This window comes from Dactylosporangium sp. NPDC050588, from assembly GCF_040654975.1.
Taxonomy (GTDB): Bacteria; Actinomycetota; Actinomycetes; order Mycobacteriales; family Micromonosporaceae; genus Dactylosporangium; species Dactylosporangium maewongense.
Map to the genome: position 1 here is coordinate 69,164 of NZ_JBFAJA010000012.1, position 26,548 is coordinate 95,711.

A 26,548-nucleotide genomic window follows, 5' to 3' on the forward strand; every position below is an offset into this window, starting at 1 on the left:
GAATCGTACTCGTGGCGTCGTTGGAGGAGCGGGTGGCCGCGCTCGAGGCCCGGGTGTTCGGCGAGCCGTCCCAGGTGGGCGGGTCGGCGTTCTGGGCGCTGGAGCGGCTGCGGGAGCTGGCGCCGGACGAGGGTGCGGTGCTCTTCACCGGCACCGTCGACCTGCCGACCGGCGAGCACTACGACTGGCAGCTCGGCACGCCGGTCGGGCAGCTGCTGGACGAGGACTGGCAGGAGTTCGCGGCGGCGCTGGCGGCGCTCGCGCACCCGATGCGGCTGCGGCTGCTGCGGGAGATCCTCGGCGGCGTGCGGGCGAGCACCGACCTCGCCGCCACGGAGGGCCTCGGCACCAGCGGCCAGCTCTACCACCACCTGCGCCAGCTGACCGCCGCCGGCTGGCTGCGGCCCGCCGGCCGCGGGCACTACAGCGTGCCGCCCGAGCGGGTCGTGCCGCTGCTGACCATCCTGGCGGCCGCGCGCCGCTGAAGAAGTCTGTGCCGGAAGGAGCCGGACCATGCCGCACCGTGTCGTCGTGACCGTCGCCACCGCCCTGCTCACCGGGGTGCTCGCCGCGCTCCTGGCCGCGCCCCGGCCACCGCACCCGGGCCGGACCACCACCGGGGACGCCGCCCTCGCCGCCGACCTCAGAGCGGCCGCCGGTGACCCCGACGGCTACCGCGGGCTCGCCGTCGCGCTGATCGGGCCGGGCGGGGTCCGGACGGCGGGCATCGGCGACCGCGGCGACGGGACGCCGGTCACCGCGGACACACCGTTCGAGATCGGCTCCCTCGTCAAGACGTTCACCGGCATGCTGCTCGCGGACTCCGGTGTCGAGCCGGACGAGCGGCTGCGGGCGCTCGTGCCGTCGATCGACGGCCCCACCGGCGACGTGACCGTCGCGGAGCTCGCCAGCCACCGGGCCGGGCTGCGCAGCGTGCCGATCGGGTCGGCGGGACAGGCCGCCCGCCTGTGGTCCGCCAGGGTGAGCGGCACCGACCCGTACCGGCGACAACACCGCGAATGGCTGCTGCACACCGCCGCGGAGCAGCGCCCCGGCGACACGGGCACCGTGCACTACTCCAACTTCGGGGTCGCCGTCCTCGGCCAGGCGCTCGCCGAGCGGGCCGGCGTGCCCTATCAGGACCTGCTGCGCCGCCGGCTGCTCGACCCGCTCGGGATGGCGGCGACGACGGTCAACCCCGACGGCACCGCGCTGCCGGCCGGGCGCGCGACCGGCGCGACGGCGGCCGGGCGGGGGGTGGATCCGTGGCGGGGCGAGGGCTGGGCGCCGGCCGGCATCGGCGTCTGGTCGACCGCCGCCGACCTCGCCCGGCTGGTGACCGCCGTGCAGGCCGGCACCGCGCCCGGCATCGACGCGCTGACCCCGCGGTTCGACACGGGCGATGGCGGCGAGCGGATCGGCTACGGATGGTTCACCACCCGCTACGGCAACACCGCACTGACGTGGCACAACGGGGGCACCGGCGGGTTCCGCTCGTTCCTGGCCGTGGACCGCGCCACCGGCCGCGGCGTCGTCGTGCTCGGCAACACCGACCGCGACGTCGACCCCATCGGGCGGCGCCTGCTCGGCGTCACCCCGTCCGGCGCCACCGGCCCGGAGCGGACGCCGCTCGCGGTGCTGCTCGCCGTGGGCCTGAGCTTCCTCGGCGCGGCCGGCCTGCTCATCACGGCCAGAAGCCGCACCGACCGAGTCAGGCTCGCCACGTCGATGGCGTGGGCGGTGGTGATGCCGCTGCTCGCGCACCGGGCCGGCGACTGGCTGGCGGTCCCCGGCCTCGTCTGGGCGCTCGGCGTGGCCGCGTCCGCCGCCGTGCTCTGTGTGGCCGTCCCCCGCTGGCGCGACCTGCCGCTCGTCGCGGGCCGCCCGTGGTGGCGCTGGACCGCCGCCGCCTTCTCCGGGGCCGCGGCGGTCGCCGCGGTGCTGCTGGTGATGTGACGCGACCGCACCACCACGTCCGGGACCGCGCCGGCGTGCGCCAGCCCAGACGACTCGCGCCGCAACTGACGACCCCGTTCCCGCCCGCCTCCAGCGCCGCATCCGCTGGCCGCCGCCCCTGCCCGCCTCCAGCGGCGCCCTGCCCCGTCGCCCCCGTGATCCAGGGCCGGTTCCGGCCGCGCGGACAGCCACACCCCATCCTTCGATCACGACAACCAGCACCACACCGCCACGGCACCCCGACCCCCAACCCCGTCGTCCCGTGATCCAAGGCCGGATCCGGCCGCGCGGACAGCCACACCCAACCTTCGATCACGACAACCAGCGCCACACCGCCGCGGCGCCCCGACCTCCAGCCCCACCCACCCCATGATCCAACGCCGGATCCGGCCGCGCGGACAGCCAGACCCGTCCTTCGACGACGAGCACCGCACCGTCGTGGCGGGTGCAGGTGACGTGACCTGACCGTGCCGCCACGTTGCCAGGCGCGGCGGCACGGCTTCGGCCGGTGGAGCCCTTACGCCGCCACGCGTCGGGTCCACTGCTGGTTGGTGCCCGATCCGCAGGTCCACTGGATGCCGCCGGCACCGTCGGACGTCGAGGCGCCGTTGATGTCCAGGCACTTGCCGCTGTGCCGCGCGACGAACCGGACGTAGCCGCCGCCCGCGTCCTGGACCTGCCACTGCTGGTTGGTGCCGCCGCCGCAGGTGTACTGCACGACGGTCGCACCGTCGGACGTCGAGGCGCTGGTGACGTCCAGGCACTTGCCGCTGTGCCGCGCGACGAGCCGCACGTAGCCGGTGCCCAGGTCCTGCACGGTGAAGCGCTGGTTCAGGCCGTTTCCGCAGGTGTACTGGAGGGTCCGGGCGCTGTCCGCGGCGGAGCCGGAGGCCACGTCGAGGCACTTGCCGCTGTGCCGGGCGACCAGCTGCTCGGCGGGCCCGGCGGCGCCCTGCACCACCCCGGTCGCGGTGTCGATGCTGACCGCCGGGGACCAGCTCAGCGACAGGCTGGTGCTCGTCGGGAACTGCAGCGGCAGCCACACGTACTGCGAGTCGTTGACCCGCCCGCTCCACGCCCCGGCCCAGCGGTCGCCGAGGTACAGGTAGGACGTGGTCGTGCTGCCCTGCACCGGCAGGACGTACGCGGTCTGCGAGCCGAACGCCGTGTTGTCGCCGGCGTTCTGCAACGCGGTCCACGTCCCCGCGACCGAGGTGGCGGTCGCGTACTTCTGCTGGTTCGGCGCCCAGCCGGTCGCGCCGGAGGTGAGCAGGAAGTAGACGCCGTTGCGCTTGAACATCGCGGGCGCCTCGCGCCACGAGCCCTGCCACAGCCGGTGCAGCAGGGTGCCGACCCCGAGGTAGTCGGCGGTCAGCCGGTACACGTGCAGGTCGGCATTCTCGTTCGCCGCCGAGATCATGTACGCGGTGCCGTCGTCGTCGCGGAACAGGGTGATGTCCCGCGACATGTGCCCGAGCGGGCGGAAGCTGCCCCGGTACGTGTACGCGCCGTCCACGGTGGACGACGTGGCGACGGCGGCACGGGCCTCCGAGTAGTCGGTGGCGCTCTCCTTGTGCATCCACATCACGAACTGCCCGGTCGAGCTGTTGTAGATCACCTTGGGGCGTTCGATGTTGGCCGACGCCAGCTCCGCGTGCGACGACTGGGTCAGCACGTTGTTGCGGAACTCCCAGGTCCGCAGGTCGGTGGACCGGTAGACGGAGACGCTGCGGAAGGTGTTGTCGGTGTTGCGGTTCTCGCCGAACCAGTAGTAGTACTGGCCGACCTTGAGCACACCGCCGCCGTGCGCGTGCACGACGTTGCCGGCGGTGTCGCGGAACTGGCCGCCGCTGGCGACGGTCACGGTGGCGGCCCGCGCGGGCGTCGCCACGCACAGGAGCGCGAGCACGGCAAGCACGAGAAGTCGTCTCATCGGGAGATCGCCGTCCCGTGCCGGCAGCCGGAGCAGCCGACGGCGCTGAGGCCGGTCCACGTGTTGAGGTCGGTGCTGGTCGCCGTCCAGATGCCGCCGTTGGTGTACTTGTCGACGTAGATCCGCCAGGAGCCGTTGTCCAGGCGCACCAGCGACGGGCCCTCGTAGCCAGAGCTCCACAGGTTGCCCTTGTTGACCCACCCCTCGGTGAGGTTCTTCGTCGTAATCCAGTGCTCGATGTATTTCGTGGTCTCGTTCTTCGTGAACGCGTGCCATGTGCTGCCGGACTTCACGACGAACGTGTCGATGTGGTTGGTGCCGAGGCCCCACATCTGCGCCGGCCCGCTCCAGGACGTGAGCGCCGTGTTCTGCGCGGTGTACACGTACGGGCGGAAACACGCCGAGCAGGTGGTGGCGGCGACGCTGGCGATGATCCGCACCGTGCTGCCCTCGGCGTAGAACTCGGGCGCCCAGGTGAACTTCGTGTCGGCGATGCCGGAGTTGACGGTGGCGACGTTCGTCCACGTCGTGAGGTTGGTGCTGCTGGCGATGGCGAAGTACGTGGAGTTCGTGGTCCACGACTGGACGGTGTAGGCGATGTAGTACTTCCCGTTGTACTTCAGGATGCCCGGGTCGCGCAGGACGCCGGTCGGGCCGCGGAAGTTGGTGTCCGACAGCACGCTGTAGCTGGTGCCGCCGTTGGTGGACTGGTAGAGCCACAGCTCCTCGTCGGCGGCGGCGTCGCCCTTGAACGTCGCGTAGACGAGCGTGGTGGCCGCGGCCGCGGGAGCCGGCGCCACCAGCACCCCGGCGAGCAGCGCGATGCCGGCGGTAAACCAGCGGATGATGGATTGCATCGTCAGCCTCCCAGGGTCCAGCGCTGGTTGGCGCCGTTGTTGCAGCTGTAGATGGTCACCTGGGTGCCGTCCGCGCTGTTGGACGCCGGGACGTCGAGGCAGGTGCCGGACTTGCCGTTGCGCAGCTGGTCGCCGACGAGGATCCACTGCTGGTTCGCCGCGCCGCTGCACGCATACGTGATGATCCGGGTGCCGTCGGCGGTCGCCCCGCCCGTCGCGTCGGCGCAGCGACCGCCGGACTTCAGCGCCCCGCCGTCAAGGGTCCAGCTCTGGCTGGCACTGCCCGTACAGGTGGCGATGACGACCTTCGGGCTGGCCGTGCCGTTCGCGGCGGTGTCCAGGCACTTCCCGGCGAGCCCGCGGAGGGTGCCGGTCCGTGCCGCGCTCACGCCCCAGCTGGCCAGCAGCAGGTGCCGGCCGGAGGAGTTGGTGTTGAGCAGCGTCGTGTTCGGGTAGGTGCCGACCAGCGTCTCCATCGAGTAGTGGTCGCCGTTGCGCAGGCCGGGCCAGTAGACGGTGCCCATCGCGTTCTCCCGCGCGAAGTCCGACGACGCCTGCAGGTAGGTGACGAACGGGTTGGTGCTGCCGACCGCGTGATAATTGGTGCCGTCGGTCATCGGCGCGCCCCACTCGTCGAGGATGGTGCGGCTCGCGTAGGCGCCGACCTCGTTGGCGAGCTGCGCCTTGAACTGGGCGTAGGTGGTGTTGCTGGAGAAGAACTTGTAGAGGTGGACCGACAGCAGCGTGCCGGTGAAGCGGCCGTCGGCGCCGAGCTGCTTGACGTCCTGGTTGTAGCCGGTGCCCGACAGGATCACCCGCCCCCTGGGCACGGAGGCGTAGTTGGCCAGCCACGTGGCGCAGATGGCGCTCCAGTCGGTGAAGCTGTAGCCGTGCGGCTCGTTCATCGGCTCGAAGTAGACGCGGGTGTTGCCGGCGTACTTGCCGACCGCGGTCTGCCACATCGACCAGAACGCGGTCGTGTTGTCGACCTTGCCGTCGCGGGACGAGTCGCCTTCCCAGTAGCTGAGGATGACGTTCATCCCGCGCTCGGTGGCGGCGTCGATCGCGCCGGTGTACGAGTTCCACCAGGCGGTCCCGACGCTGGCGGCGTTGACGGGCAGCCGGACGGTGTTGGCGCCCAGGTCGGTGCGGAAGCCGTCGAGGATCCGGCCGGCCTTGGCCTTCGTGGTGGCGTAGCTGTCGGCGGTGGACAGTCCACTGGGGACGACGGCGTCGTCGGTGAAGTTGTCCCGCGGGTCGGCCCAGTTGACGCCGTGGAAGCCCGAGGTCGCCGCGTGGCCGGTGGCGGCCGGCAGCACGGCGGCGACGGTGCTGGCGGCGAGGACGGCGGCGGTCAGGACCAGCCGGCGCCATCGCGGATGGGGTGCGGACATCGGCACTCCTTGTGGGGTGTGGGAGGGGTTGGCGGCCCCGCCCCTGACGGAAATGGGTGCGTCAGGTCGTGAGGGCGACCCGACTGTTGTGCCAGGCGACGAGCAGTGCGCAGCCGGGCACGGTCGCGAGACCGGCCACGGGCGCCTGGTTGACGGCGGCCGCGGCGGCGGCCAGGACGGTGAGGCTGAGCAGGCTGAGCGGCCACCGGCGCACCGCGACCCACAGCGCCCCGCGGGCGCCGCCGGGATGGTGCAGCGGCAGCATCGCCAGCCACAGGACCCCGGCGGCGAGCAGCAGCACGGCGAGGACGGCGAGCATCGGCACGAGCAGCGCGCCCGGGTCGGCGTCGTGCAGCGCGACGACGTCGGCGGCGAGGATGCCGAGCCCGGCGACGACCACCGACCAGCGCAGCGCGGCCCCGGCGAAGTGACGGCGGTAGGACCGCACGAACGGGTCGCCGTGCAGGTGCGCGAACGCGGCCGCCAGGGACGGGCCGAGGCCGAGCGACAGCACGGCGAAGAACACCGGGGAGCGCCAGGGCCGGTCCACCACGGACAGCGCGAGCAGCAGCGGCAGGTTGGTGACGGCGATGCCCAGGTTCACGACGAGGACCCGGCCGGTCCACGACCAGATCAGGTCCCAGGTGCGGGCGGACATCACTTCATCCCGGTGGTGGCGACGCCCTGCACGAAGTACCGCTGGCCGAGCAGGAACACGGCGAGGATCGGCAGGACGGAGATGACGGAGCCGGTCATGATCATGGCGTACTCCGAGTCGTAGACCCCGACGAACGAGCGCAGACCGATCTGCACGGTCCACAGGTCGTTGCTCGTCAGGTAGATGAACGGGCCCATGTAGTCGTTCCAGGTGTTGACGAACGTGAGCAGCGCGAGGCTGGCGAGGGCCGGCTTGGACAGCGGCAGCGCGACCCGCGCCCAGATGCCGAACTCGGTGAGCCCGTCGAGCCGCGCCGCCTCGATCAGCTCGTCGGGGATGCTGAGGTAGAACTGCCGCATCAGGAAGACGCCGAACGCGCCGAACGCCTGCAGCAGGATCAGCGCCGTGCGGGTGTTCACCAGCCCGGCCTTCTCCATGAGGATGTACTGCGGCACCATGTACGCCTGCCACGGCACCGCGATGGTGCCGACGTAGGCGAGGAAGAGCGCGTCCCGGCCGGGGAAGCGCACCTTCGCGAAGCCGTAGGCGGCGAAGCTGCCGGTGAGCACCTGCAGGAAGGTGATGCTGACCGCGAGGATCAGCGAGTTGCCCAGGTACGTGCCGAGCGGGATCTCCTGCCAGATCCGGCCGTAGTTGCCCCACTGGAGCTCCTCGGGGATCCATTGGATCGGCACGGTGAACACCTCGTCGTCGCGCTTCAGCGACGAGACGAGCATCCACAGGAACGGGATCAGCACGGCGGCGCCGAGGCCGGCCAGCAGGGCGTGGAGCGCGACCCGTCTCACCGCTCGCTCCTGCGCTGGAGCCGGAACTGCACGACGGTGACGGTCAGCACGACGACGAACAGCACCATCGCGATCGCCGAGGAGTAGCCGAAGCGGCCCTCGGTGATGCCTTCGCGGAAGATGAGCTGCGACAGCACCAGCGTGGAGCGGCCGGGACCGCCCTCGGTCATGACCTGCACCAGGTCGAAGACCTTGAAGCTGGCGATGGTGAGCATGATGACCACGAAGAACGTGGTCGGGCGCAGCGCCGGCACCGTGATGTGGCGGAACCGCTGCCACGGGCCGGCGCCGTCCATCTCGGCCGCCTCGTACAGGTACGCCGGGATCCCCTGCAGCCCGGCCAGGTAGATGATCATGTAGTAGCCCATGTCCCGCCAGACGCTGGTCAGGATCACCGCCGGCATCGCCCAGGTGGTCGACGTCGTCCAGCCCGGCGGACCGTCGACGCCGACCGCCCGCAGCAGCTGGTTCACCGGCCCGAACTCGGGGCTGAACAGCATGTTCCAGACGACCGCCACGGCGACCAGCGACGTGATGTAGGGGAAGAAGAGCGCGGTGCGGAAGAACCGCACCCCGCGCAGCTTCCGGTTGAGCAGGACCGCGAACCCGAGCGACGCGGCCAGGGTGAGCGGGATGTGGCCGGCCGCGTAGTACGTGGTGTTGGTCAGCGCGGTCCAGAACGTGTCGCTGCCGGCCATGCGGCGGAAGTTGTCCAGCCCGGCCCACTCGGGGTCGGAGTAGGAGTCCCACCGCATGAACGACAGCGCGAGGGCGATCACCACCGGCACCAGCGTGAGCGCGGCGAACCCGAGGAAGTTGGGCAGGATGAACGCCCAGCCGACGAGCGTCCGGCTGCGGCGCCTCGCGGCGTGGGTCGTCATGCTCAGCGGACCTCGGACTTGACCCGCTTGCCCATCTCGGCGATGCCGGCACTCACCGTCTTGCTGCCGGTCATGATGAGCTGGTGCTCCTCGGTGAGGATGGCGTCGACGTCGGAGGACTTGTCGCTGACCGGCATCTCCAGCACCACCTTGTCGGGCTGGAACGCCTTCTTGGCGAGGGCGTCGCCCGGCATGCCGGCGACCGCGAAGTACGCGTCGGTGATGGCGGCGCTGCGGTAGGCCGGGGTGACGCCGATCTTCGCGATGGTGGCCGCGCCCTTCTCCCCCGACGCCCACAGCACGAACCGCTTCGCCGCGTCCGCGTGCTTGGCCTTCTTGTTGACGGCGAACGCGGTCGGCGAGCCGAAGGTGGTCACCGTGCCGCCGCTCACCTGCGGCAGCGGCGCGATGCCCCAGTCCACATCGGACTTCTTGTCGGCCTTGGCCTGCAGCAGCGCCGCCGCGTACCAGGTGCCCATCGGCAGCATCGCGGCCTTGCCGGTGGAGAACATCGTGTTGTAGGAGACCTTCTGCGTGGAGGCGGTGCCCCACGGCAGGGTCGCCCCGGCCTTTTCGAGGTCCAGCGCCATCGTGTACTGCGCGCTCATGAAGCCGTAGTCGCCGCCGAGCAGGTCGCCGCCGGTCTGCGCGGCCGCGACGGCCTGCACCACGGAGCGCCACACGTGCTGGTAGGTGCCGTAGACCTTGTCGGCGCCGCTGCCGGTCGTGGACGCCTTCGCCAGCTGCGCGTAGTCCTGCCAGGTCAGCTTCGACAGGTCCGCGTCCTTCACCAGCTTCCTGTTGTAGTACAGGACCCAGAAGTCCGACCGGTAGGGCAGCGCGAAGTACTTCCCGTCGAGGTTGAACGGCTCCAGGCCCAGGTAGGCGTTCTTGTCGAGCTTGTTCGCCTCGTCGGTCAGCGGGGCGAGCTGGCCGCGGGTGCCGTAGCGGGCGTAGTCGGTGACGTTCTTCATCGTGATGACGTCGGTGGTGTCGCCGCCGGCCAGCATGGTCGTGACCTTCTTGGCGTAGTCGTCGGCGAGGATGTCGACCGGCTGCACGTCGATGTCCGGGTGCTCGGCTTCGAAGCCTTCGACGAGCGCCTTGAACTCCGGGGTGCTGGCGTAGTTCCACAGCGACACGGTCAGCACGGTCTTGCCGCCGGCCGCGCCGGGGTCGTCGCCGTTGCCGCATCCGGTGAGCGTCAACGCGAGGGCGACTGCGGCGGCTATACCGAACCGGGAGCGGTGCATGGCGGTCTCCTTCGATGGGGGGTGTGGTCAGGCGTTGAGGGCGAACGCCTGCGGGGTGATCTCGGCGCGCAGCGGCTCGCCCGCGATCCAGCGGGCGAGCTCGTCGAGGGTGTGGTCGGTCAGGCGGAGGATCTCGGTGCCGAGCGAACCGGCCAGGTGCGGGGTGATCAGGACGTTCGGCGTCGAACGGAGCGGGTTGCCGGGCGGCAGCGGCTCGGGCTCGGTGACGTCGAGGATCGCGAAGAGCCGCCCGGACCGGCACTCGGCGGCCAGGGCCGCGGAGTCGATGAGGCTGCCCCGCGCGGTGTTGACGACCGTGGCGTGGTCGGGCAGGAGCGCCAGCTCGGCCGCGCCGATCATGTGGTGGGTGCTGGGCAGCGCCGGCGCGTGCAGCGTCAGGGTCTCGCTGCGGGCCAGCAGCTCCGGCAGGTCGACCAGGACGCCGCCGGCTGCGGCGACCTCGGCCGGGTCGGCGTGCGGGTCGGCGACGAGGCACACCGTGGCGTCGAGCCGGTCGAGCAGGCCGACGACCCGCCGCCCGATCCGGGAGAAGCCGACGACGCCGACGGTGCGCCGGTAGTTGGACAGGTTGCCGTAGCCGCCGAGGTGGCTCCAGCCCCGGTAGGCCGCCTCGGGGTCGGCGGCGATGAACGGCACCTTCTTGCCGGCGAAGATGATCGCGGCGAGGGTGTATTCGGCGACCGGGATCGCGTTGGCGTCCGCGGCGCTCGTCATGCGGATGCCGCGCCGCCACACCTCGCTCGTGACGAGGGGCCGGACGCTGCCTGCGGCGTGGAACACCGCCCGCAGCGCCGGCGCGTCCCGCAGCCGCTCCGCGGTGAGCGCCGGGGCGCCCCACGACGTCAGGAGCACGTCGGCGTCCCTGAGGCGGCGGCGGGCGGCCGGCGAGTCGAGTTCGTGCAGGCACACCGGGCCGCCGTCGGCGCCGCCGTCACCGAGGTCGGCGAGCGCGGCCAGCCGGGCGGTGCGTGCGTCGTCGAAGTGGGCCCGGAACGACTCCGGGTTCATCACCACCAACGCCTTCGGCTTCGGCAACGCGGCTCCTGTTGTTTCCGTTGAAATTCGTGTAGGAACAGGGATAGCCGCGTTCGAACATGTCCGGAAGAGCGCGATCTCGTTCGATCCGAAACGAACAGAGTCGAACAACCGGGAGCGCGGATGTTCAACGTGCAGCGCCAGGAGCGGCTCATGGACGAGCTGCGCCGGCTCGGCGCCGTGCGGGTCAAGGACCTCGCGCCGGTGCTCGGCGTCAGCGAGCTGACCGTGCGCCGCGACATCGCCGCGCTCGCCGAGCGCAACCTGCTGACGAAGGTCCACGGCGGCGCCACCCTGCCGACCCAGCTGCTGCCGTCGCCGCGCCGCCCGCGGCCGCCGAAGACCCGGTTCACGGTCGGCATGGTGGTGCCGTCGCTGGACTACTACTGGCCGCCGATCGTCACCGGCGCCCGCGCCGCCGCGGCCGCCCTGGGCGTGCACATCCAGCTGCGCGGCTCCAGCTACGACCCGGAGGAGGACCGCCGCCAGATCGGCCGGCTCGTCGACGCCCAGCAGGTGCAGGGCCTGCTGCTCGCCCCGAGCCTCGACGGCGACGGGGTGGCGGAGATGGTCGACTGGATCAGCGGGCTGCCGGTGCCGACGATCCTCGTCGAGCGGCAGGCGCCGCGCTGGACGCCGACGCGCCGGCAGCTGGAGTGGGTCCGCAGCGACCACTCGCTCGGCCTGGAGATGGCGGTGCGGCACCTGCATCAGCACGGCCACCGCCGGATCGGCCTCGTGCTATCGCGGGGGTCACCGACGTCGGCGCACCTCGCCGTCGGCTGGGGCCTCGCCTGCGCGGACCTCGGCATCCCCGACGACCTGGTGGTGCGGGAGTCGGTGGGCCTGGACGTGCCGGGCCACCGCGACATCATCGCCGGGATCATGCGCCGCTGCCGGGAGTCGGGCACGACGGCGCTGATCGTGCACGGCGACCCCGACGCGATCTCGATCGCGCAGTTCTGCATCGAGCTGGGGCTGTCCATTCCCGACGACCTCGCGCTGGTGTCCTACGACGATGAGGTGGCCCACCTGGCCGAGCCGGCGATGACGGCGGTGCGTCCGCCGAAGGGGCACGTCGGCCGGGTCGCGGTCGAGCTGATGGTGGCCCGGCTGACGGAGCCGCGCCGGCCGGTGCAGCGCGTCCTCGTCACCCCGGAGCTGGTCATCCGGGACTCCTCCGTGCCACGGCAGGGAGGGTGACCGTCGCCGTGGAGCCGTCCGGCCAGTGGACCGTGACCGTCCCCGCGGCGGCGGTCACGGTCGGCAGCCCGCCGGACGGGGCCCGGCTGAGCCGCACGGCGACCGCGTAGACCCGCCCCGCGCGCGGGGGCTCGGCGGCCCGCAGCACCGGCACCCGCACCGCGTCGCCGAGCGGCGACGCGACGGTGCGCTCCGACAGCGCCGCCCCCTCGAACCCGTGCAGCGGCACGAGCAGCGACGTGAGCCCGCGGGTGATGGGCCAGCCGCTGAACTCGAGCACCGTGCCGGGGGCCGGATCCTCGTCGTCGATCCGGGCGACCCGCACCTCGACGGCGCCGCGGATCAGCGACGCCATCGTCATGTGCGGACCCCACGTGACGGTGCCGGTGCGGCCGGAGCCGTGGTCGGGTGCCGCCGTGTCGGGCGTGCCGACCCAGTGCAGCCGGGCGACGCTGACCGCGCCGTCCGTGGTGCACCCGATGGTCCGGAACCCGCTGCGGTGGCTGGGCTCGCCGTCGCGGACCAGCGCGATCGCGTTGTCGTCGCCGGCCGGGAACGTCGCGGTGGAGTAGCCGAGCCGCGCGTACAGCGGCGCGTCGGTGCCGCCGTCGCCCTCCAGGGCGTGGTCGGTGCCGTGGTTGGCGACGCGGACCACGCCGTCGGCGCGGGTGCCCGCGGCGAGCCAGCCCGGCGGGCCGATCGCCCGCGTGAAGTCGGACCGCTCGACCGGCAGCGGCTCCTCGACGTCCGTCCACACGGGATGCTCCGCCGGCAGCAGCAGGCCGAGCATGCCTTTCACCGCCCAGTACGGCGACCCGGGCCCCGAGTAGGACTGCGCCATCGCCGGCCACTCCCGGTGCCAGCCGAGCGTCAGCAGCCCGCGCCGGCCGGGCACGCCGTGCTGGTGGAAGTGCCGGAGGATGCCGCTGCACGCCCGCCGGGTGGCGCCCGGGGTCAGCGGCGTCGCGCCGGTGACGGCGCCCATCCAGAACGGCGCCGCGGCGCCGAACCGGTAGATGAGGCTGCGGCCCTGCAGCAGCGGGGAGCCGTCGGCGCCGACGAGGTGCACGGCGTCGCCGAGGAACCGCCGCAACCGCTCGCGCCACGCCTGCCGCAGGTGCTCCGGGCACAGGTCGCCGGCGAGGTCCGCCCACAGCAGCGGGAACGTGTGCAGCGCCCACCCGTTGTAGTGGTCGTAGGAGCGTTCGGGGCCGTCGGCGTACCAGCCGTCGCCGCGGTACAGCGACTCGTGCACCGCCAGTCCACTGTGGATGTCCGCCTCGGACCAGTCGCCGCCGGCCCCGCGCAGGAACGCCTCGACGGTGAGCTGGAACCAGACCCAGTTGATCGGCGGGTACGCCTGGCCGACGACGGTGCCGAGCCAGCCGGCGATCCGCTCCCGGCCGGCGTCGTCGAGGCGGTCCCAGATCCAGGGCCGGCTCAGGTGCAGCCCGAGCGCGATCGAGGCGGCCTCGACCTTCGCCTGGTCGAGGCGGTCCGGCCGCGGCCACACGTCCGGGCCGGCGCGCAGGCCCTCGGCGTACCAGCCGGCGAGCCCGTGCGGGTCGGCGCCGCCCTCGCCGCGCAGCCGGATCGCGGCGAGCAGGAAGGTGCGGGCGAACCCTTCGAGCGCGTCGCTGTCCCGCCCGTACCTGCTGGTGCGGCCCGGCAGGTCGATCCGCGCGTGGTCGGGCGACGCGTACGGGCGCACCGCGGCGAGCAGGCGGTCGGCGGCGGCCGTCCAGTGCTCGCGGGTGTAGCCGGTGTACGGGGAGCGCTCGGCAGCGTCCATCAGGGGTCTCCACTGGTGACGGTCAGTTCGAAGGTGGCGGTGGCGGCGATGACGAGGCGGTGGACGGCGTCGCCCCACACGCCGCGCAGGAGCGGGTCGTCGACCGGGTGCCGCTCCAGGTGACCGGCGCCGAGGGCGGGGTCCCACGACAGGCGGACGGGCGAGCGGAACCGCATGACGAGCTCGCCCGCGCGGTGCGTCACGGGCTCGCCGGACAGGACGTGGTGCAGCACGGCCGGCACAGTGGGGTCCCACTCGTCAGACACGACGACGGCGCCACGCGCCCGGTCAAGGCGCGCCGTGCGCCGCCACGACCGGCAGCCGGCCTCCGGCGGGTAGGCGCGGCTCAGGTCCAGGTGCAGCGCGTCGCCGTCGGCGCGGACGTCCGTGGCCCGGAACGCGCGGCCGGGCTCCTGGCCGGCGCCGCCGATCACCGGGAGGTTGTGCCACTCGCTGCGGGTCACCCACTGCTCGTAGCGGCGGCCGGTGAAGGAGATCGCGGTGTACGTCGGCTGCCCGAGGTCGATGACGGCCGGGACACCGCCGACGGCGACGACATAGGAGCCGGCGTCGTTGTGGTTGTGGTTCTCGTCGTTGTGGCCGCCCTTGACGGCGAGCGCGATCCCGGGCGCGCGGCAGACGAGCAGCTGCACGTCCTGCAGCCAGGACCGCTCGGGCAGCGGCGCGGGCGCGGGGACGGCCGCCCGCCAGGCGGGGTCGTGCAGCTCGACCAGCGCCCGGCCGAGCCCCGCGCCGCCCGGCCGGCCCTTGCGTGAGACCGCGTAGGCGACCACGTCGGCGGCGCCGCAGGCGGCACCCCAGCGGTGCAGCACGTGCCACGGCTGCGCCGGATCGGGGCGGGCGGGGCCGTCGCCGACGTTGACCGCCCATCCGCCGCCGAGATCGGTGCGCTGCGGGTACCGCGACATCTCCGCCAGCGGAGGGATCGTCCACGGGGCGAGGAGGCCGCCGGTGGACCAGTCGAGCAGCTGCAGCGCCTCGGCGAGCCGGGCCGGCCCGTTCCACCAGTACCCGTACCCCTCGTCGCAGCCGCCGTCCGCGGGCTGGGCCGCCAGGTACCGGTCGAGGCCGTCCACGACCAGGTCCACCACCGCCGGGTCTGGGTCCAGGAACAGCGTGGCGGCGAGGACGTGACCGTGGATCCACGGGTTCCAGTTGTGCTGGTGCCCGTCGAGGCCCAGCCAGTGCCAGTCCCGCACCTCGCGGAACGGCCGCAGGACCCGCCGCCGCACCTCCCACCTGACGCGTTCCCGTAGTCCGGGTGCCCGCCGGTCGAGTGCGGGCGCGAGGACGAGGTCGGCCCACGCGAGCAGGCCGGCGGTCTCGGCGGCGCCCAGGTCGAGGTACGGGCGGTCGGGGTCCGGCACCACGTGCCCGCGCTCCGCGGCGAAGGTCTCGTGCGCGGCCCAGCACCAGGTGCTCTGCTCGCACAGCAGCTGCAGCCCGTCCGCGGCGGCGTCCAGGTCGCGGAGGTCACCGGTGACCGCGGCGGCGAGGACGGCCGTCGCGGCACGGTCGCGCAGCGCGGCGGCCGGGCCCTCGTAGCCGGTGCGGTTGCCGTCCCGCCAGTGCCGCCCGTACTGCGACAGCAGCGGCTGCGGCCACGGCACGTCGTGCTCGACCGGCGGTGCGGGCAGCCCCGCCCATGCCTCCCGCACGTCGGCGGAAGGTACGGGCATCCGGTCGCGGGCGTCGCTCACGGCGCGCGCCCGTACCCCTGCCGGCAGCCCTTCCCACCGCTCGCGGAGACTCATGCGCCGGCCAGGTCGCGCAGGGTCGCGGCCTCGGTGACGACCGCGGCCGGGTCGTCGCCGGGGACGAACTCGAGCAGCGCGTCGAGGTCGCGACCGCGCAGCAGCGTGAAAGTCTCACGCCACAGCCGCTCGCGGGCGGTCAGCGGGAGCCGTTCGGTGCGCGGCCACCACGAGAAGACGTGCACGGCCGCGAGATGGTCCAGCACCGCCGCGAGCCCGGCGAGCGCCTCCGCGTCCGGGGCGCCGACCGGCGGCTGCCAGTACGTGGCGGCGCCGGGGACCTCGCCGAGCAGGTCGAGCGTCGAGGCGACCGTGTCGGTGAGCGTGTCCCCGTGGAACTCGAACGCCACCAGGATCCCCGCGTCGGCGGCTCGCTCGACGGCGGCCCGGGCACCCGCCACGACCGCCCGGCGCTCGCCGGCGGAGGCCTCTGCCGACCCCGCCGCGCCGGCCCAGATCCGCACCCGCGGCGCGCCGAGAGCGACCGCCGCCGCCAGTACAGTGGCGAAATCCGCGACGTCGTCGACGCCGGCCCGGAAATAGGAGCCGTATGCGGCGACCGCCACGCCCAGGTCGAGCCCGCGCTGCCGCAGCGCCGCGGCGGCCCGCGGGTCGCCGGGCGGGACGTGCCGGTCGGCGCCCCACTCGACGCACGCCAGCCCGGCGGCCGCCGTCAGGTCGAGCACCGCGCCCGCCGGCAGGCGCCGCAATGTGACCGAACACATTCCGGTCCGCGACGTCATGAGGCCTCCTTCCGTGGCGGTCGAATGTTATCGCTCACATGACGATCCCGCAGCTGCCGGCAGGTGGTGAGCGCCTGATGCAGCGCGCCCTCGACCGCGGCCAGGTCGTGGCGCTCGGCCGCCCGCCGGGCCTGCACCAGGCAGGCCACCAGGACGCGTTCCTGACCCGACGGCCCGGCCGGGGGCGGGGCCGCCCTGGTCGCGCCGCCCCGGATGCGGGTCAGCGCACCCGCGGCGGCGAGCACCGACAGGTCCCGGTTCGCGGTGGCGAGCGACGCGCCGGTCGCCGCCCGGACCTCGGTGACGGTGACGAACTCCCGCGCCGCGAGCAGCGCCAGGATCCGCCGGTGCCGCACCGCGGCGAGCACCTCCGTGCTCATGCGCTCCCCCTGTGCACGACGTGGACCCCGTGCGGCTCCAGGACGGCCGGCGCCCCGGTGACGGCGCTGATGTCGACGGGCGCGCCGGTCCGGTTGATGAGGAACCAGTGCCCGCCCCGGACCGCGAGCTCCACGCGCCCGCGCAGCGGCTCCGGCAGCTCGCTGGTGACGCCGGCCCGCCCGGCCAGGTCGGCGAGGATCGGGGCCAGGCCCGCCGGGCCGAGGCGGGTGGACACGTAGGCGGCGGAGCCCGCGCCGGCCTGCCGCCGGGTGACCGCCGCCCGGCCCGCCTGGTCGCCCGTCTTGTACCAGGCGAGCACCTCCGTCGCCGGGTCGGTCACGTCGATCCGGTCGGTCCACAGCGTGCCGGTCGTGCCGTTGTCGAGCTCGACGTGCTGCTCGTCGAGCAGCGGCGCGAACTCCTCGATGCGGATGCCGAGCAGGTCCCGTAGCGCGCCCGGGTAGCCGCCGAGCCACACCCGGTCGTGCTCGTCGACGATGCCGGAGAAGTACGTGGTGACGAGGTGCCCGCCGCCGGCGACGTACCCGCGCAGCCGCGCGGCGAGCCCGGCGGGCACGACGTGCAGGATCGGCGCGACCAGCAGGTCGTAGCGTTCCAGCGGCGCGCCGGTCGGCACGACGTCGGCGCGGATGCCGAGGTCCAGCAGCGCCGTGTACCAGTCGAGCGCCTCCTGCCGGTAGCGGAGCCGGTCGGTGGGGTGCGAGTCGAGCTCCGCCGCCCACCACGACTCCCAGTCGAAGACGACGGCGGCGCGGGCCGGGATGCGGCGGCGACCGGCGACCCCGTCGAGCGCGCGCAGCCGGGCGCCGAGGTCGACGACGGCGCGGAAGACGGCGCTGTCCTCGCCGGCGTGCGGCACCATCGCCGAGTGGTACTTCTCGGCGCCGGCCGCCGACTGCCGCCATTGGAAGAAGCAGACGGCGTCGGCGCCGTGCGCGACGTGCGTGAGGGAGTCGCGGGCCAGCTCGCCGGGGGCCTTCGCGACGTTGACCGGCTGCCAGTTCACCGCGCTGGTCGAGTGCTCCATGAGGTACCACGCCCGCCCGCCGGCCAGGTTGCCGGTGAGGTTCGCGGAGAACGACAGCTCGTCGCGGGACTGCGGGCCGGGCAGCGTGTAGTGGTCGTTGGCGACGAAGTCGACCTCGGCCGCCCAGTCGGCGTAGTTCATGCCCTTGGTCTCGCCCATGAGCAGGAAGTTGGTGGTGACCGGCACCTCGGGGGTCAGCTCGCGCAGCACCGCCCGCTCGGCCCGCAGGTGCTCCTTGAGCGCGTCGGAGGAGAAGCGCTTGAAGTCCAGCTGCTGCGCGGGGTTCGGGTGCGACGTCACGAGCCGCGGCGGGATGATCTGCCCCCAGTCGCTGTAGCCCTGCGACCAGAACGTGGTCGCCCAGGCCTCGTTCAGCGCTTCCAGGGTGGTGTACCGGTCGCGCAGCCACTGCCGGAACGCCGCCGCCGCGTCGTCGGAGTAGTCGTAGACGTTGTGGCAGCCGAGCTCGTTGTTGACGTGCCACGCCGCGAGCGCCGGGTGCCCGCCGTAACGGGTGGCGAGGGCGCGGGTCAGTCGCAGCGCGTGCTCCCGGAAGACCGGTGACGTCGGCCGCCAGTGCTGCCGCGCCCCGGGCCAGACGGTGCGCCCCTCGCGGTCCACCGGCAGGATCCGCGGGTGCAGGGTGGTCAGCCACGGCGGCGGGGAGGCCGTCGCCGTGGCCAGATCGACCGCGATGCCGTTGCTGTGCAACAGGTCCATGGCCTCGTCGAGCCAGGCGAAGTCCCACGTGTCCTCGGCCGGCTGGATCCTGGCCCAGGAGAAGATGGCGAGGGACACGATGTTCACCCCGGCGGCGCGCATCGCGCGCATGTCCTCGTCCCACACCTGCCGGGGCCACTGCTCGGGGTTGTAGTCGGCCCCGAACCCGAGGCGGGCCCGGGCGGGATCCGTCGGCCAGCGCAGCCAGTCGTTGTGCACGGCAACTCCCTTACTGGATGGTGAAGCCCTGTTCCTTGCCGTACTTCACCGACGAGTCCTGCCAGGCCTTGAGGCCGTTCTGCAGGGTGACGCCGCCGCCGAGGTACGCCTTGCCGGCGGTGTCGTTGAAGACGCTGTTGGCGTAGACCTGGAACGGCAGGTAGGTCCAGCCGGGCACGACCTGGCCGGCGGCCTGGGCGAGGACCTCGTTGACCTTCTGCCCGCCGAAGTACGCGAACTCCTTGTTCTTGAACGCCGCCGCGTCCAGCTGCGCGGTGGTGGCGGGGAAGGCGCCGTTGTCGGCCCGGGACTGCGCGCCGTCGCCGACCGTGGCATACCTGCTGAACGCGTAGGCGAGGGTCTTGTTGCCGCCGGCGGCGGGCAGCGCGAGGGAGCTGCCGCCGTTCTCCGCCGTGGCCTTCCCGCCGGCCTCCCACTGCGGCATCGGCGCGACCCGCCACTTGCCGGCGGCGGCCTTCACCCCCGACTCCAGGTTCGCGGGCATCCACGCGCCGATGACGAGCGAGGCGATGGTGCCGTCGCCGAGGCCCTTGTACCAGGCGTCGCTCCAGCCGTTCACCGGCGACAGCAGCTTGCCGTCGATGAGCTTCTGCCACATGGCGGTGAACTTCTGCGTGCCCGGGTCGGCGAAGTTCACGCCGACCCTCGTGCCGTCCACTGTGTACGGTCTGCCGCCGGCCTGCCAGATCATGCTGGTGGTGAACCCGGCGTCGCCGGTGTCGCTGGTGATGTACACGCCCGGGTCGGCGGCGTGCAGCTTCTGGGCGGCGGCGACGTACTCGTCCCAGGTGGCGGGGACCGCGACGCCGTGCTTGTCGAAGACGTCCTTGTTGTAGAACAGCGCCATCGGGCCGGAGTCCATCGGCAGCCCGTACGCGGCGGACCCGGCGTGCACGGAGCTCCACGGGCCGGGCGTGAACGTGCTCTGCAGCGCGCCGAAACCGTAGGGGTTGAGGTCGGTCAGCGACTTCGCGAGGGCGAACTGCGGCAGCGCGTAGTACTCGACCTGCGCGACGTCGGGGACGCCGGAGCCGGCCTTGATGGCGTTCTGCAGCGCCGTGTACTGGTCGTTGCCGGTGCCCGCGTTGACCAGGTTGACCTTCACCTTCGGGTACTTCGTCTGGAAGTCGGCGACGACCTTCTTCAGCGTCGGCTCCCAGGCCCAGACGGTGAGCTCGCCGCCCTTGTCGAGGGCGGCCGTGAGGTCGGCGTCGGACACGTTGCCTTGGGCTTGTTCAGCGGTGTCGTCGCCGGTACAGCCGGAGATGAGCAGCGACGCGGTCAGCGACGCCGCGCCGAGCAGGAGTGTGCGGCGGGATGCCGGCATGGCGGATTCCCTTCTCATTGGGGTGGGGTGTCATTCCTTGACGCCCCCGGCGTTGAGGCCCGACTGCCAGAACCGTTGCAGCAGCAGGAACGCGGCGATGAGCGGCACGATCGTGAGCAGCGAGCCGGTGATGACGAGGTTGAAGACGGCCTCGCCGCCGGCGGTCGTCGCCTGCTGGTTCCAGGACTTGAGCCCGAGGGTGAGCGGATACCAGTCAGGGTCTTTCAGCATGATCAGCGGCAGGAAGTAGTTGTTCCAGGTCGCGACGACGTTGAACAGCAGGACGGTGACGGCGCCGGGCGCCATGAGCGGGCACCCGATGGAGAAGAACGTGCGCAGCTCCCCCGCGCCGTCGACGCGCGCCGACTCGAGCAGCTCGTCGGGCACCGAGTCGCCGGCGAAGTTCCACATCAGGTACAGGCCGAACGGGGAGACCAGCGAGGGCACGATGATCGCCCAGGGGGTGTTGGTGAGGCCGAGCCCGGAGAACATCAGGAACGTCGGCACGGCGAGGGCGGTGCCCGGCACCGCGACGGCCCCGAGGACGACCGCGAACACGGCCCTGCGCCCGGGGAAGTCGAACTTCGCCAGCCCGTAGCCGGCCAGGGCCGCGAGCAGGGTCGCCCCACCCGCGCCGGCGACCACGTAGAACAGCGTGTTGAGCAGCCAGCGGGTGAAGATGCCGCCGTCGTAGGTGAACGTGTCGGCGACGTTGCCGAGGAACGCGAAGTCGTCGGCGAACCACAGGCCGAACGAGCTGAGCAGCCCGTCCTGCGTCTTCGTCGCGTTGATGAGCAGCCACACCAGCGGGAGCAGGCTGTAGACGAGCATCAGGGAGCAGGCGGCGGTCAGCGTGACGCTGCGGCGGCGCCTCACGACGCCCTCCGCAGGCCGCGCAGCTGCACCAGGTAGGCGACGACCATCGTGATGACGCCCATGACGACGGCGATCGTGGCGGAGTAGTTGTACTGCTGCCCGGAGAACGACAGCGAGTAGGCGTACAGGTTGGGCGTGTAGAACGTGCTGATCGAGTTGGGCGCCAGGGTCTTGAGGATGCTCGGCTCGTTGAACAGCTGGAAGCTGCCGATGATCGAGAAGATGGTCGCGATGAGCAGCGGCCCGCGCAGCGCGGGCAGTTTGATCACCCGCACGATCCGGATCTGCCCGGCGCCGTCGATCTCCGCGGCCTCGTACAGCGACGGGTTCACCACCCGCAGCGCCGAGTACAGGATCAGCATGTTGTAGCCGACGAACTCCCAGGTCACGATGTTGCCGATGGACGCGAGGACGACGTCGGGCGACAGCAGGTCGGGCAGGGTGACGTGCAGGGCCCGTTCGAGGTTGCCGACCAGGCCGAAGCGGTCGCCGTACATGAAGCCCCACATGAGCGCGGCGACGACCGCCGGCACCGCGTAGGGCAGGAACACCGAGATCCGGAAGAACGCGGCGCCGTGCAGCCGGCCGCTGTCGATGGCGAGCGCGAGCAGCAGCGCCAGGAACAGCATGACCGGCACCTGGACGGCGAGGAACAGCGCCACCCGGCCGAACGAGGACCAGAACTGCGGGTCGCTGAGCGCCTTGGCGTAGTTGGCGGCGCCGGCGAACGTGGTGCCGCCGATCAACTTGGTGTCGAACAGGCTCAGGTAGACGCCGTAGCCGATCGGGGCGAGGAACACGAGCGCGAAGACCGCCAGGAACGGGGCCGTGAACAGCCAGCCGACCCGCGCCACGATGACCTCCTCTACGTCGGTGTTTACGTAAACATCGCGCACCGCGGTGGACGATGTTTACGTAAACGTGGGTGCCGGTATAGTGGCACCCCTCACCAGGACCGTCAAGGAGCAAGCGATGGACGTCGACGCGATCCGCCCGGCCGCCGGGGTGCAGCGCGGCGGCTCGGACGTGCCCGGCGGCCGCCGCAAGCAGCGCGTCTCGATGGCCGACGTGGCCGCGCTCGCCGGCGTGTCGTCGCAGACCGTCTCGCGCGTCTCCAACGGCCACCCCGGCGTCATCGAGGCGACCCGCGAGCAGGTCCTCGCCGCGATGCGGGAGCTCGGCTACCGGCCCAACAGCGCGGCCCGCTCGCTGCGCTACGGGCAGTTCAACACCATCGGCGTCATCCTGTTCGGGCTCTCCTCGACCGGCAACAGCCGCACCGTCGAGGCGATCGCCACCCACGCCGCCGCCGAGGGCTACGCCATCACGCTGATCCCCGTCGACATGCCGACCCAGGACAACGTGCTGGGCGCGTTCACGCGCATGGGCGAGCTCGCCGTCGACGGCGTCATCGTCATCCTCGAGATCCACCTGCTCGACGCCAGCACCGTCGCCCTCCCGCCCGGCGTGCACGTGGTCGTCGTCGACTCCGACGCCGGCGACCGCTACCCGGTCGTGGACACCGACCAGGCCGACGGCGCCCGCCAGGCCGTCCGGCACCTGCTCGATCTGGGCCACCGCACCGTCTGGCACGTCGCCGGCCCGGCCGAGTCCTTCGCCAGCGACCGCCGCGCGAAGGCCTGGCGCGCCGAGCTGGAGGCGGCCGGCCGCCCCGTGCCGCCGGTCGAGCGCGGCGACTGGTCCGCCGAGTCCGGCTACCGGGCCGGCCTGCGGCTCGCCGCCCACCCCGACTGCACCGCCGTGTTCGCCGCCAACGACCAGATGGCCCTCGGCGTCCTGCGCGCCCTGCACGAGCGCGGCCGCCCGGTCCCCGGGCACGTCAGCGTCGTCGGCTTCGACGACATCGCCGACGCGTCGTCCTACCTGCCGCCGCTGACCACCGTGCACCAGGACTTCGCCGAGGTCGGCCGCCGCTGCGTCCAGGCCCTGCTCCGCCAGCTCCGCAACGAGCCCGCCGACCCCGGCACCGACCTCGTCCCCACCCGCCTGATCCCCCGCGCCAGCACCGCCCCGCCGCCGGACGCCGGCCGTTGACGGGCTGACCGAACGGCTGTAGGCCGCGGGGGCGTCCCGCCCGTAGGGTCGCGTGCTGTGACTGTCGATGTCCAGCGGCCGGCGCGGCCCGCACAGGTGACCGTGGCGTTCTGGTTGCAGCTGGCCGCCGCGGCGGTGTTGCTGACCGTGGTGGGACTGGTCGTCGCGTACGCGGTTCACTACGACGCGGAGATCTCGCGGGCGGCCGGGATGGTGCCGGGCGTGGACCCGCGGGAGGTCGACACCGAGCGCACCGGAAACCTGTTCTCCGCGTTGTTCGTGGGGGTGCCCACCCTGGTCCTGGCGCTGTGGCTCGGGATCACGGCGCTGCCGGTGCTGCGCGGCAGCAACGTCGCCCGGATCTTCGTCTTCGTCGCCGCGGCCGGCCAGTTGCTGCTGATCACGCTGCAGATGTGCGGCGGACTCCTGATGCTGCCACTGCTCGCCACCGCCGACTGGGACTCCGACGTGGTCGTCGACGACGGGGCGTCGTGGGACTCGCCGGAGTCGTCGCAGTTCCAGTCGACCCTCTGGGACCGCGTCGAGGACTTCTCCGACCTCGCGTTCCTGGGCGGCGCCCTCGGCCTGTTCCTCGTCGTGACGCTCAGCGTGGCGGTCGTCCTGCTGCTCGCGCTGCCGCCGGCGCACCGGTACTTCGTGCCGCGGGCCGCCGCGCCGGTACCGCCCGCGTGGCCGGCCTACCCGGGCCCGTACTTCATCTGCCCGGACCCGTCGGCGCACGTCGCACCCGCCGCGCAGCTCGCGTACGCCGCACCGGTCGCACACGCCGCACCGGCTGGGTCGCCGGCGCCTGTCGTGCAGCCGCCGCAAACGCCTCAGGAGCAGCCGGGGGAACAGGAACAGCCCGCACCGGTCGAGCCGCCGGCGCCGACCGTACCGACGCCGCAACCGCCACAGGAGTAGCCGGGGCGTCAGGAGTTGGCGGCGCGGGCGGCCAGCAGCGCGGGAAGGTGCTCGGCACTCCAGGCCCGCACCGCCTCGATGAGCGTCAGCAGCGTGCGACCGAGATCGGTCAGCGCATATTCAACGCGCGGTGGATTTTCCGCGTACGCGGTGCGCACCACGAGCCCGTCGCGCTCCATCGCCCGCAGCGTCTCCGTGAGCACCTTCGGCGTCACGGCGCGCAGCGGGACCCGCAGCTCGGTGAAGCGGCGCGGGCCGTGCTCCAGGCACAGCACCACCATCGCCGTCCACTTGTCGCCGATCTGGAACGGCAGCGCGCCGGAGGGGCACACCGGGTCGAACATCCGCGGGTCCAGGTCCATCCCGGTATGGTTGCAGTAACCGGTGCCGGCGCGGCTACCGTCCGGCCCATGAGTGGCATCGTCATCTTCGGAGCGGGCGGCAGGGCGGGGCGGGCGGTCACCGCCGAGGCGCTCGCCCGCGGCCATCAGGTCACCGCGGTGGTCCGCGACCCGTCCAGGCACCCGGACATCGCGGCAGAAGGCGTGCACGTGGTGCGGGGCGACGTGCGCGACGGGCCGGCGACGGCGTCGATCGCGCGCGGGCACTCGGCCGCGGTCAGCGCGGTCACCCCGGCGTCGGGCCCCGAGGCGCTCGCCGCGCTCGGCCCGCTCGATGCCCGGTTCTTCGCCGACGCCGCCGACGCCCTCCTCGACGGGCTGCCGCGGGCCGGGGTGCGGCGGCTCGTGGTCATCGGCCTGTTCGCGAATCTGCTGGGCGACGGCGGCCGGCCGGTCCACGACGACCCGGCGGCGTTCCCCGCGCACCTGCGGCCGTTCGCGCTGTCGCACGCCGCGGGCCTGGATCGCCTGCGCGCGGCCGGCGCCGGCGTCGACTGGCTGATGCTCACCCCACCGGCCGGGTTGGACGCGGCGGGACCGCGGCTCGGCCGGTACCGGATCGGCGGCGAGCGCCTGCCCGCGTCGGGGCTGTCCTACGCGGACCTGGCCGTCGCCGTGCTCGACGAGGTCGAGACGCCGACCCTGCACCGCCGCCGGGTGTCGGTCTTCCACTGAACTGAACGCACGGCCCGGCCGTAGACACGCACCGCTTCCGTGGACCACCTGGGGGTGCCGCAGCGGCGGATCACGCTGTCCGGCCGGGCCGTGCTGTTCCCCGTCAACGCCGGCGTGCCGGCGGGCACCCTGCGGGTCTACGCCCTCGACCGGCTCGGCGACCGCACCCGGCTCGTCGCCACCGCCGGGCTGTCGGGCGACGGCGCGTTCGGGCCGATCGAGGCGGACGGCGGCACCCGGTACGAGTTCGCGGTGCTGCGGGAGGGCGCCGCGACGCACCACTTCTACTTCACGCCGTTCCAGCGCACCGACCGGCTCGTCCGCCTGCTCACCAGCACGCCCGGCGAAGGGCTCGGCGCGCTGGTCGAGGCCGGCGACCGGCACGCGGCGATCGTCGTCAACCGCAACAAGGAGTGGTGGGCGGGCAGCGACCGCCTGCGCATCAACGGCCTGGCCGTCCACCGGCCACCGCAGCACGGTCAACCTGTGAGCCGCTACTGCGGGACCACGACGACCCGCCTGCGGCGCAACAGATCGACGATGTCGTCCTGATACGTCCGGCCGGAGGCGGGGTCGCGGTCGAACACCCGTCCCGACGCCGCGAACCCGTGCCAGATGAGCGTGAAGGGAGGCGCCACGCCGAAGCCGCCGCCGAGGCAGTCGCGCAACGCGTTCCACTCCCGCCCGTAGTACCCGCCGGGGCCGGCGATCGCCTCGCTCAGCGCGCAGTGCAGCCCGGTGTGGTCCGTGACGTCGCCGCCGGTGAGGTGGTGCACGCCGCCGGAGCGGTCGGGCCGGCCCGCCTCCAGGGTGCCGTAGGTGAGGTCCAGCCAGGCCTCCCTCGCCGGCTCGGCCAGGTCGCGCCACAGCCCGGGCTCGCGCGGCCGCCCCCGGCGCCAGATCTCCCAGGCGGGCCGCGCGTCCTGGCCCGGCAGGTCGAAGGCGGGGACGCGCACGTCCAGCAGCCCGCCGCCGAGCACCGACGCGACGGTCGCCTCGACCGGCGCGGACACGTCGATCTCCGCCATGGCCCGGCCCGTGTCGTCCAGCGGCAGCACCCGCACCTCACTGTCGGGCCACGCCCCCGGCGCGGTGAGCGGCTCGAGCCCGATCAGCCGCAGCGACCTCCGTGGTGGCGGCGGCCGGTGTACGTCCAGCCCGTCCGCCGCGTCCGCGGAGGCGACGACCACCCGGCCGGGGCCGCTGAGGTCGAACCGGGTCGCCGGTCCGGCGCCGCGCAGCTCGTCCACGCTCCTGACACCGGCGCCCAGGACCACGTCCACCAGCCCGGCGTCCGCGGCGCCGACGGTCAGGATCTCGGCGTCGTCCAGCTCCCACCAGCGGACGGCCTCGCCGGCGATCAGGCCCTCGATCCACGCCCGGCCCAGGTGGCCCGGCACCGGTCCGGGGCGGCAGCCGCGCAGGGTCACGATCTCCCGCGGCACGGCCACGTCCACGAACAGCCCGTCGACGGCCGCGCACCGCCCCAGCAGCTGCCCGCCGTCCGCGACGACCAGCGCCCGCACCGGAAACGGCCACGCCCACGACGCCCGCGCATCGACCATGCCCGCAAGGATCGCATTGAGACGGGGCG

General features: G+C 73.0%; 25 protein-coding genes. 7 read left to right on the top strand and 18 right to left on the bottom strand.

Annotated elements, in window-relative coordinates; all coding sequences use genetic code 11:
* Positions 1 to 11: 11 nt before the first annotated feature.
* Positions 12 to 485, top strand: coding sequence for a helix-turn-helix domain-containing protein (locus AB0I21_RS10370; protein WP_360560039.1), 474 nt, complete (start codon positions 12 to 14; stop codon positions 483 to 485).
* A 28-nt stretch (positions 486 to 513) separates the two neighbouring features.
* Complete coding sequence (locus tag AB0I21_RS10375; RefSeq protein WP_360560040.1) at positions 514 to 1,956, top strand: serine hydrolase domain-containing protein; 1,443 nt, start codon at positions 514 to 516, stop codon at positions 1,954 to 1,956.
* 517 nt (positions 1,957 to 2,473) lie between these two features.
* On the opposite strand, the gene AB0I21_RS10380 is transcribed toward AB0I21_RS10375, so the two are convergent.
* From AB0I21_RS10380 to AB0I21_RS10415, 8 genes are all read right to left on the bottom strand, one after another.
* Positions 2,474 to 3,889: an RICIN domain-containing protein gene (locus AB0I21_RS10380; protein ID WP_360560041.1), complete on the bottom strand. Its 1,416-nt coding sequence runs from the start codon at positions 3,887 to 3,889 to the stop codon at positions 2,474 to 2,476.
* Positions 3,886 to 4,746: a family 43 glycosylhydrolase gene (locus tag AB0I21_RS10385; RefSeq protein ID WP_360560042.1), complete on the bottom strand. Its 861-nt coding sequence runs from the start codon at positions 4,744 to 4,746 to the stop codon at positions 3,886 to 3,888. Before AB0I21_RS10385 ends, AB0I21_RS10380 begins: the two co-directional genes overlap by 4 nt.
* 2 nt (positions 4,747 to 4,748) lie before the next feature.
* On the bottom strand, positions 4,749 to 6,140 hold the full coding sequence (locus AB0I21_RS10390) for a ricin-type beta-trefoil lectin domain protein (RefSeq protein ID WP_360560043.1): 1,392 nt from the start codon (positions 6,138 to 6,140) through the stop codon (positions 4,749 to 4,751).
* 61 nt (positions 6,141 to 6,201) lie between these two features.
* On the bottom strand, positions 6,202 to 6,798 hold the full coding sequence (locus AB0I21_RS10395) for a hypothetical protein (RefSeq protein WP_360560044.1): 597 nt from the start codon (positions 6,796 to 6,798) through the stop codon (positions 6,202 to 6,204).
* Positions 6,798 to 7,604, bottom strand: a complete 807-nt coding sequence (locus AB0I21_RS10400) for a carbohydrate ABC transporter permease (protein WP_360560045.1) — start codon at positions 7,602 to 7,604, stop codon at positions 6,798 to 6,800. Before AB0I21_RS10400 ends, AB0I21_RS10395 begins: the two co-directional genes overlap by 1 nt.
* Entirely contained in the window at positions 7,601 to 8,485 is an 885-nt protein-coding gene (locus AB0I21_RS10405; protein WP_344514347.1) for a sugar ABC transporter permease, read from the bottom strand. The genes AB0I21_RS10400 and AB0I21_RS10405 overlap by 4 nt, the downstream gene beginning before the upstream one ends.
* 2 nt (positions 8,486 to 8,487) lie before the next feature.
* Positions 8,488 to 9,738 (bottom strand): extracellular solute-binding protein, encoded by a 1,251-nt coding sequence (locus AB0I21_RS10410; RefSeq protein WP_360560046.1) that lies wholly within the window; start codon positions 9,736 to 9,738, stop codon positions 8,488 to 8,490.
* Positions 9,739 to 9,765: 27 nt separating this feature from the next.
* Positions 9,766 to 10,794 carry a hydroxyacid dehydrogenase gene (locus AB0I21_RS10415; protein ID WP_360560047.1) on the bottom strand — a complete coding sequence of 343 codons (1,029 nt, stop codon included), beginning with the start codon at positions 10,792 to 10,794 and terminating at the stop codon, positions 9,766 to 9,768.
* Positions 10,795 to 10,917: 123 nt separating this feature from the next.
* On the opposite strand from AB0I21_RS10415, the gene AB0I21_RS10420 reads away from it, so the two are divergent.
* Positions 10,918 to 11,997 carry a substrate-binding domain-containing protein gene (locus AB0I21_RS10420; RefSeq protein ID WP_360560048.1) on the top strand — a complete coding sequence of 360 codons (1,080 nt, stop codon included), beginning with the start codon at positions 10,918 to 10,920 and terminating at the stop codon, positions 11,995 to 11,997.
* On the opposite strand, the gene AB0I21_RS10425 is transcribed toward AB0I21_RS10420, so the two are convergent.
* The 8 genes from AB0I21_RS10425 to AB0I21_RS10460 are packed head-to-tail and all read right to left on the bottom strand — an operon-like array spanning position 11,960 to position 21,795.
* Positions 11,960 to 13,789 (bottom strand): DUF2264 domain-containing protein, encoded by a 1,830-nt coding sequence (locus AB0I21_RS10425; RefSeq protein ID WP_360560049.1) that lies wholly within the window; start codon positions 13,787 to 13,789, stop codon positions 11,960 to 11,962. The genes AB0I21_RS10420 and AB0I21_RS10425 overlap by 38 nt on opposite strands.
* Positions 13,789 to 15,564 carry a heparinase II/III family protein gene (locus AB0I21_RS10430; protein WP_360560050.1) on the bottom strand — a complete coding sequence of 592 codons (1,776 nt, stop codon included), beginning with the start codon at positions 15,562 to 15,564 and terminating at the stop codon, positions 13,789 to 13,791. The genes AB0I21_RS10425 and AB0I21_RS10430 overlap by 1 nt, the downstream gene beginning before the upstream one ends.
* Positions 15,561 to 16,307 (bottom strand): TIM barrel protein, encoded by a 747-nt coding sequence (locus AB0I21_RS10435; protein ID WP_360560051.1) that lies wholly within the window; start codon positions 16,305 to 16,307, stop codon positions 15,561 to 15,563. The genes AB0I21_RS10430 and AB0I21_RS10435 overlap by 4 nt, the downstream gene beginning before the upstream one ends.
* Positions 16,304 to 16,687: a DeoR family transcriptional regulator gene (locus tag AB0I21_RS10440; RefSeq protein ID WP_360560052.1), complete on the bottom strand. Its 384-nt coding sequence runs from the start codon at positions 16,685 to 16,687 to the stop codon at positions 16,304 to 16,306. Before AB0I21_RS10440 ends, AB0I21_RS10435 begins: the two co-directional genes overlap by 4 nt.
* Positions 16,684 to 18,675 carry a beta-galactosidase gene (locus AB0I21_RS10445; protein WP_360560053.1) on the bottom strand — a complete coding sequence of 664 codons (1,992 nt, stop codon included), beginning with the start codon at positions 18,673 to 18,675 and terminating at the stop codon, positions 16,684 to 16,686. The genes AB0I21_RS10440 and AB0I21_RS10445 overlap by 4 nt, the downstream gene beginning before the upstream one ends.
* A gap of 10 nt (positions 18,676 to 18,685) precedes the next feature.
* The gene (locus AB0I21_RS10450; RefSeq protein WP_360560054.1) at positions 18,686 to 20,023 is read right to left on the bottom strand and encodes a sugar ABC transporter substrate-binding protein; all 1,338 of its coding nucleotides are present in this window, start codon (positions 20,021 to 20,023) and stop codon (positions 18,686 to 18,688) included.
* A gap of 30 nt (positions 20,024 to 20,053) precedes the next feature.
* Entirely contained in the window at positions 20,054 to 20,899 is an 846-nt protein-coding gene (locus AB0I21_RS10455; protein ID WP_360560055.1) for a carbohydrate ABC transporter permease, read from the bottom strand.
* Entirely contained in the window at positions 20,896 to 21,795 is a 900-nt protein-coding gene (locus AB0I21_RS10460; protein WP_360560056.1) for a sugar ABC transporter permease, read from the bottom strand. The genes AB0I21_RS10455 and AB0I21_RS10460 overlap by 4 nt, the downstream gene beginning before the upstream one ends.
* Before the next feature lie 76 nt (positions 21,796 to 21,871).
* Here AB0I21_RS10460 and AB0I21_RS10465 point away from each other — a divergent pair, with 76 nt between their 5' ends.
* Both AB0I21_RS10465 and AB0I21_RS10470 read left to right on the top strand, forming a co-directional pair.
* Positions 21,872 to 22,954 (top strand): LacI family DNA-binding transcriptional regulator, encoded by a 1,083-nt coding sequence (locus AB0I21_RS10465; protein ID WP_360560057.1) that lies wholly within the window; start codon positions 21,872 to 21,874, stop codon positions 22,952 to 22,954.
* Positions 22,955 to 23,011: 57 nt separating this feature from the next.
* On the top strand, positions 23,012 to 23,878 hold the full coding sequence (locus AB0I21_RS10470; RefSeq protein ID WP_360560058.1) for a hypothetical protein: 867 nt from the start codon (positions 23,012 to 23,014) through the stop codon (positions 23,876 to 23,878).
* Between the two features lie 8 nt (positions 23,879 to 23,886).
* Here AB0I21_RS10470 and AB0I21_RS10475 read toward each other — a convergent pair whose 3' ends face one another.
* Positions 23,887 to 24,240, bottom strand: a complete 354-nt coding sequence (locus AB0I21_RS10475) for a helix-turn-helix domain-containing protein (RefSeq protein ID WP_344514372.1) — start codon at positions 24,238 to 24,240, stop codon at positions 23,887 to 23,889.
* 48 nt (positions 24,241 to 24,288) lie between these two features.
* On the opposite strand from AB0I21_RS10475, the gene AB0I21_RS10480 reads away from it, so the two are divergent.
* The gene (locus AB0I21_RS10480) at positions 24,289 to 24,954 is read left to right on the top strand and encodes an NAD(P)H-binding protein (protein ID WP_360560059.1); all 666 of its coding nucleotides are present in this window, start codon (positions 24,289 to 24,291) and stop codon (positions 24,952 to 24,954) included.
* 39 nt (positions 24,955 to 24,993) lie between these two features.
* Positions 24,994 to 25,506 carry a hypothetical protein gene (locus tag AB0I21_RS10485; protein ID WP_360560060.1) on the top strand — a complete coding sequence of 171 codons (513 nt, stop codon included), beginning with the start codon at positions 24,994 to 24,996 and terminating at the stop codon, positions 25,504 to 25,506.
* Here the strand turns inward: AB0I21_RS10485 and AB0I21_RS10490 are convergent.
* A complete protein-coding gene (locus tag AB0I21_RS10490) occupies positions 25,449 to 26,519 on the bottom strand; it encodes a barstar family protein (RefSeq protein ID WP_360560061.1) in 1,071 nt (356 codons plus the stop codon). The two genes, AB0I21_RS10485 and AB0I21_RS10490, sit on opposite strands and share 58 nt — an antisense overlap.
* Positions 26,520 to 26,548: the final 29 nt, after the last annotated feature.